General features: G+C 35.7%; 1 protein-coding gene. It reads left to right on the top strand.

Annotation, left to right across the window (positions count from 1 at the left end; all coding sequences use genetic code 11):
• Positions 1-2,066, top strand: a 2,066-nt coding sequence (locus tag BN346_RS21115) for a phage tail tape measure protein (protein ID WP_148361079.1), incomplete at both ends; no start/stop codon positions are given.

Below are 2,066 nucleotides of genomic sequence, written 5' to 3'. Positions count from 1 at the left end.
AATAACATGGCAACAACAGAAGCTGATATAGTTGCAATGGGCATGAGACTTGCAGGTGCAGGAACACAAATAGGATTAACAGAAGCACAGATAATGGGATTATCAGCAGGACTTTCATCTGTTGGAATTGAAGCTGAGGCAGGTGGCTCGGCATTTTCTAAAGTAATGATAGAAATGCAGTTGGCAGTAGAAACAGGAAGTGAATCTTTAAATGATTTTGCACAGGTAGCTGGAATGAGTGCAGATGAATTCAGTAATGCATTTAAGAAAGATGCGACAGGGGCTTTAATTGCATTTATAGAAGGTTTAGGAAAATCAGAAGAAAAAGGAACTAGTGCAATAAAAGTTCTAACTGATATGGGAATAGAAGAAGTAAGAATGAGAGATGCATTATTGAGAGCATCAAGTGCAGGTGATCTATTTAATAAATCTATAGAAATAGGAACTAATGCATGGAGAGAAAATACTGCATTAGTAAATGAAGCAAACCAAAGATATGCTACTACAGAATCACAAATGAAAATGGCTAAAAATCAAATAGTGGATTCGGCAAGGATAATAGGGGAAAACTTATTGCCTGCTATAAGAGATGTTGCAGTTAAAGTTGCGGATATAACAGAAAAATTTTCACAGTTAAGTCCAGAGACACAACAAAATATAATCAAATTTGTTGGGTTAGCAGCTGCAATAGGACCCATTGTGCTTATAGGTGGTACATTAGCAAAAGGAATAGGAGCAATAGCAACATTATTTGGAACTGTATCGGGAGCAATTGCAGTAGCAACAACGGGAGCAGTAGCAGCAACACCAGCAATAGGAGGATTAGCAGCAGTATTTACTGCATTAACAGGACCACTTGGAATTGCAATAGCCGTTATAGCAGGAGTAACAGCTGGAGGAGTTGCGTTATATAAACATTTTTCGAAGGCAAGTCTAGAAACTAAAAAATTTGGAGATGAAGTATCTGAAAGCACCCAAAAGGCTGTAGGAGCCTACGAGGAATTAGATAATAAAGTAGGACAAACTCTTATGAACATGAGAGTAAATCATACAAAAGTGTCTAAAGAATCAGCAGATGCAATTACGGCTAACTTTGCTGAAATGTCTAATCAAATAACACAAAAGATGAATGAGAATTTTAATCAAGACTATGAAACAATGAATAATTTTATGGCTAAGTCCAGTGGACTTAGGGATGAAAATAACCAAGAGATATTAACGAGGATGCAAGAACATCATGATTTTGAAACTCAAATAATACAGCAAGGGCAAGCAAGAATTGATGAAATAACAAGAAATGCAGCAACAGAAAATAGAGAATTTACAACACAAGAGTGGCATGAAATTAATACAATAAAGCAAAATATGATGACAGATGCAATAAACACCATGTCACAAGGTGAAGTAGAACAAAAGAGTTTATTAGAAAGGCAAAAGCAAAATGCGGTTATAACTACAGCGGAACAGGCAGCAGAGGTAGTTAAAAATAGTGCTGAACAAAGAGATAAAACAATAGCGGCAGCAGAAGAAGAATATGACAAAACTGTGCAATCAATTATTAGAGAGCGTGATGAAAAAGGAACTATAAAAGCAGATGAAGCACAAAAGATGATTTCGGCAGCAGAATGTCAAAAGGAAAATGCAATATCTAATGCACAAGGAATGCATCAAGAAGTAGTTATGGAAGCTCAAAATCAAGCTAAAGAACATATAGATAAGGTTGATTGGGAAAGTGGAGAAGTTAAGTCGAAGTGGGAAGTAATAAAAAGTAATGTATCAACTAAGGCTAATGAAATGAAAGAGGAAGCTTTAAAATCATTTGACGACCAACGTCATAAGGCAATGGCTAAAATTGATGAAATGGCAAAAGGAGTAGCTGATGGATGGAACAATATTGTAAATTGGTTTGATACATTGCCTTCAAGACTTAAAACTAAAGCACATAATATGTTTGAGAGCATGAAACAAGGAATTGAAGAGAAAAAAGAATCTATAAAAGAAGCAGCGAGTAACATTGGAAATGGCATAGTTGAAAAACTTCAAGAAATACCAGGTAAGATGTTAGA

It is taken from the genome of Clostridium ihumii AP5, from assembly GCF_000612845.1.
Classification (GTDB): Bacteria; Bacillota; Clostridia; order Clostridiales; family Clostridiaceae; genus Clostridium_J; species Clostridium_J ihumii.
Note: the sequence above shows the minus strand (reverse complement) of the source record. Positions and strands in the feature narration are given on the sequence as shown.